The sequence below is a fragment of the Microvirga tunisiensis genome, assembly GCF_009296175.1.
In the GTDB taxonomy this organism is placed as follows: Bacteria; Pseudomonadota; Alphaproteobacteria; order Rhizobiales; family Beijerinckiaceae; genus Microvirga; species Microvirga tunisiensis.
Genome location: NZ_VOSK01000462.1, coordinates 1 through 4,179 on the forward strand (window position 1 = coordinate 1; position 4,179 = coordinate 4,179).

Sequence of the window (4,179 nt, forward strand, 5' to 3'; positions counted from 1 at the left end):
TGCGGATGAAGGGAGTGCATCACGTCCTCCTGCGGTGAGAAGCTCGGCGTCGCAGGCCGTCAAAGCGCCAAGTGTACTCCTCAATGGCGTAACGCACCCGATCCCAACAACGTTCCGCCACCAAACACCTACGGCACACTGCTGCGCGGCACACGGAAGGAGCTGCACGCTCGGATCGCCGCCGTGTTGGAGGCGCAGTTCCCGGACACCGTTGAAACCCAGCCGGAACTGCTGGCTCGTCACATCACCGAGGCGGGGCTCGTGGCACCTGCCATCGGGTACTGGCGCCAAGCCGGGGCCCGAGCCCGCCGGCGCTCGGCTGAGGTGGAGGCGGCCAGGCATTTTCGCCGGGCGCTTGCGCTAGCCGCGAGCTTGCCTGACCCGCGCGAGCGTGATGAGCTGGAGCTTGACCTCTGCATTGAGCTTGGGGGCGCGCTGGTCGCCACGAGCGGCTATGGCGGAGACGAATGCCGCGACCTGTTCGCGCGGGCGCGCACGCTGTGCGATCGGCTTCAAGATGCCAATCCAAAGCTCTTCCCGGTGCTGTATGGCCACTGGGTCTACGAGCACGTGAACGGCCGCCTGACAAACTCGATCGGTCTCGCGGAGCAGTTTCTCAGTCAGGCCGAGTGCGCCGCCGACCGGGCGCTTGAGATGATCGGTCACCGGCTGGTCGGGTTTACGCTGCTGGCGCGCGGCCGAGCCGATCTGGCCCTGCCGCACCTGCGTTGCGCACTCACCGCATACGATCCGACGCGCGATACGCCGCTGGCGTATGTGTATGGCCAGAACCCCAAGGTCGGGGCTCTGATGGGCGCCGGTATGGCGCTCGGCCATCTCGGGTTCCCCGACGAAGCGGCCCGAACGGTGCGCCAGGGCCTGGACGAGGCGCGAATGCTTGCCCACTCGAACACGCTCGCCTGGGCGCTGTTCCACGCCAGCCTTTTCCACTTGCTCCGGCGCGACCTGGTCGCAGCGGAGGAACTGGCCGGCGAACTGATGGCGATTGCGCGGGAGCAGGGTGCGCTCTTCTGGGCCACGAGGGGGCGCGCCCTACTGAGCTGCGCCCGCGCCGGGCGGACCGCATCGACGGACAACCTCGCTCAGTTGCGCCAGAACCTTGAGGCGATAGATGCGGAAACCTCGTGGCGCGTCTTCACGCCCTGTATCGTCGTCGTAGCGGCGGAGATCCTCTGCACTTCAGGGGACATTCACGGTGGGCTCCGGCTTCTCGAGGACATGCAGCCGTGGGTCGAGCACTGGGAGCAGCGCCTTGCCGAGGCGGAAGGCTATCGTGTCCGCGCCGACCTGCTCCTTACGACCGCCGCCGGTGAAGCCGAAGCCGACCTGTTCCGGGCCATCGACGTCGCTCGGGGTCAGAGCGCGAAGACGTTTGAGCTGCGTGCTGCGACCAGCCTCGCCCGGCTCTGGCGGCACGACAAGCGCCAGGAAGCCCATGATCTCCTCGCCTCTGTATACGACTGGTTTACCGAGGGCTTCGACACGCCTGATTTGAGATCGGCCAAGGCGCTGCTTGACGAACTCGGTGAGTAGAAGGCGCTGCCGTCTGCGCGACATCGCTCAGAGTGCTCAAGATGCGACGGTCGAAGTCGCGTTCGGAACAGGGCTCGTCGAGTTCCAGACGACGACTCGGAACCAGACTAGCGACTCCGTGCAGATTATGGGCGGCAATCTAGTGGTGTGGCGGCGCCCGAAATAGTGCGTCATCGTGGATGCGGTCAGCGACACCTCGGTCGCGGTTCGGCCAAGAGGCGCTGCGTCGTACTGACCAGGCGGACGGCAGTGGCAGCACCCAAGGCTCCCCTTCGGGTCAAAGCGTAATGTTGAGGGCACAAAATGAAGGTCTGCTTGCGCCACTGATTCAGAAATCCGGATAAGGTCGGCCCGGTGCCAAGTTCAGACCTTCGTTCCGAAGCATTCTCTACGCACCGCCCGTAAAAAGCGCTAAGATTGACTCAGGTCCGATGTCATCTTGTGCCACGGACCCCATTGCTCTCGGCCTCGGCTTCGACCTTTCAGTGCCATAGAGTGAATTGCAAGCCTAAAGGTGACACGACAGATACGCAGCCGGAGCCCTAAAAGCAGGAGAATGACGATGAAGTCCTTGCGAGTCGTTGGTCTATCTCTCCTCGGTATCGCCCTTGCCCTTGGTGGCGTCTTCGCACAGGGCAAGAAGTGGGAAACCGTCAAGATCGCCACGGAAGGCGCCTACGAGCCGTGGAACTTCACCGGCCCTGGAGGCAAGCTTGAGGGCTTCGAGATCGACCTCGCCAGCGAGCTCTGCGCCCGCATGAAGGTGAAGTGCGAGATCGTGGCCCAGGATTGGGACGGCATCATCCCGGCGCTTCAGGCGAAGAAGTACGACGCCATCATGGCCGGCATGAGCATCACCGAGGAGCGCAAGAAGACCATCGATTTCTCGAATCCCTACGCCGCCGGACCCAACGGCTTCCTCGTTTCCAAGGACTCGCCGCTCGCCAAGATGCTGGGGACCGGTCAGTCCTTCAATCTGTCGACCCAGCAGGCGGCTGCCGAAAAAGCCATCGCCGATCTGAAGCCGCTCCTGAAAGGCAAGACCATCGGCGTCCAGACCTCGACCACTCACGCCAACTTCGCCGACAAGTACCTGAAGGATGTCGCCGAGATCCGTGAGTACAAGAGCACGGAGCAGCACGATCTCGATCTGGCCGCCGGCCGGATCGATGCCGTTCTCGCCGACGCAACGGCGCTGAGCGGGACCTTGCGCAAGCCGGAGTTCAAGGACTATGCCCTGGTCGGCCCCTCGATCACCGGAGGCCTTCTTGGCCCCGGCGTGGGCGTCGGGCTTCGCCAAGGCGAGACTGACCTGAAGCAGATGTTCAACGATGCGATTGCCGCCGCCAAGGCCGACGGGACCGTCAAGAAGCTGTCCGAGAAGTGGTTCAAGATCGACGTGACGCCAGTCACCTGAGCGGGTTCACCTCGAGGCGTCGGATGCGGCGCTCGAGATCGGAAGCGTCTGTTGCGGTATCGGCCTGATCGCATCAAACCCGGCCACCGCCATTCACGGCACTTTTGACGCTGCGGTTCACGCCAGTCATCACCAGACGGCTTGGCGCAGCAGGAGGTCACAATGACCCGATCGCGTGCTGGAGGGCGGCTCTCCCTGGTTGCGGCGGTTCTGCTTTTCGGCTCGCAAGGCTTGGCCCATGCACAGCCCGAAGTCGATTTGGCACTCGTGCTGGCGGTGGATGCCTCCTCCTCCATGGATGCCGACGAGGCGGACCTTCAGCGGCAGGGCTATGTTGAGGCCTTCCGATCAGCCGCCGTCCTGAACGCGATCCGCAGCGGGATGATCGGGCGGATTGCCGTTATCTATGTGGACTGGTCGGACGCTTTCGACCAACGGATTGTCGTCCCTTGGACCCTCATTGGCGAGGAGGAGGAGGCCAGGGCCTTCGCCAAGAGGCTGGAAGGAAAGCCGACGCGTCGAGGCTCTGGTGCCACCTCGGTTTCAGGAGCCATCGACTTCGGCCGCCACCTCTTGATGACGGCCCCGTTCGAGGCCACGCGAAAGGTGATCGACATTTCGGGAGACGGGACCAACAACCATGGCCGGCCGGTGGCGCAAGCCCGTGGCGCGACTGTTCTGCAAGGCATCACCATCAACGGGCTGCCGCTCGTCTTCAAGCGTCCGGATGGACCATTGGATCTCTGGAATGTCGGGCGCTATTACCGCGATTGCGTCATCGGAGGCATGGGCGCTTTCATCATTCCCGTGCACGCCGCGTCCCACTTCGCCGAGGCGATTAGGTTCAAGCTCGTTCGGGAGATCGTCAGCCCGGCCCTGGAGCCATTGTTCAAGTTGGCAGACGGCGAGCCTCTGATGGATTGTCGGGAGGGCGCCTCGAACCGCTCGATGCGATAGTGGTTTCGCCGTCCTGTGATGGTCGCAACAGGCTTTCCAATGACTCACTTCAAGGAGACCATGTTCGAAATGAACAAGCACCTTGTTCAGCACCTGAAATGACGCTCGCAACCGTCGAGTTGTAATCGGGATAGGGGGGAGCCTCGCGGTTCCACCCCTCCCACACCACCGTACATACGGGTCCGTATACGGCGGTTCGTCGGATTACTCGACTGGCTGGACGTGGACAGAGGCGAGGCCGAGGCCTCTGA

General features: G+C 63.3%; 3 protein-coding genes. All 3 read left to right on the forward strand.

From position 1 onward, the window contains the following. Positions 1 to 183: 183 nt before the first annotated feature. The 3 genes from FS320_RS39340 (at position 184) to FS320_RS39350 (ending at position 3,928) form a co-directional block, all read left to right on the forward strand. Positions 184 to 1,554: an ATP-binding protein gene (locus FS320_RS39340; protein ID WP_152717818.1), complete on the forward strand. Its 1,371-nt coding sequence runs from the start codon at positions 184 to 186 to the stop codon at positions 1,552 to 1,554. A 562-nt stretch (positions 1,555 to 2,116) separates the two neighbouring features. Beyond that, the gene (locus FS320_RS39345) at positions 2,117 to 2,971 is read left to right on the forward strand and encodes a lysine/arginine/ornithine ABC transporter substrate-binding protein (RefSeq protein WP_152717820.1); all 855 of its coding nucleotides are present in this window, start codon (positions 2,117 to 2,119) and stop codon (positions 2,969 to 2,971) included. Between the two features lie 162 nt (positions 2,972 to 3,133). After that, positions 3,134 to 3,928 (forward strand): DUF1194 domain-containing protein, encoded by a 795-nt coding sequence (locus tag FS320_RS39350; RefSeq protein WP_152717822.1) that lies wholly within the window; start codon positions 3,134 to 3,136, stop codon positions 3,926 to 3,928. Positions 3,929 to 4,179 lie beyond the last annotated feature (251 nt).

What these genes read in the sequence shown, in the direction of transcription:
- FS320_RS39345 (WP_152717820.1), top strand. Translation starts at nt 2,117, where the DNA reads ATGAAGTCCTTGCGAGTCGTTGGTCTATCTCTCCTCGGTATCGCCCTT.
- FS320_RS39350 (WP_152717822.1), top strand. Translation starts at nt 3,134, where the DNA reads ATGACCCGATCGCGTGCTGGAGGGCGGCTCTCCCTGGTTGCGGCGGTT.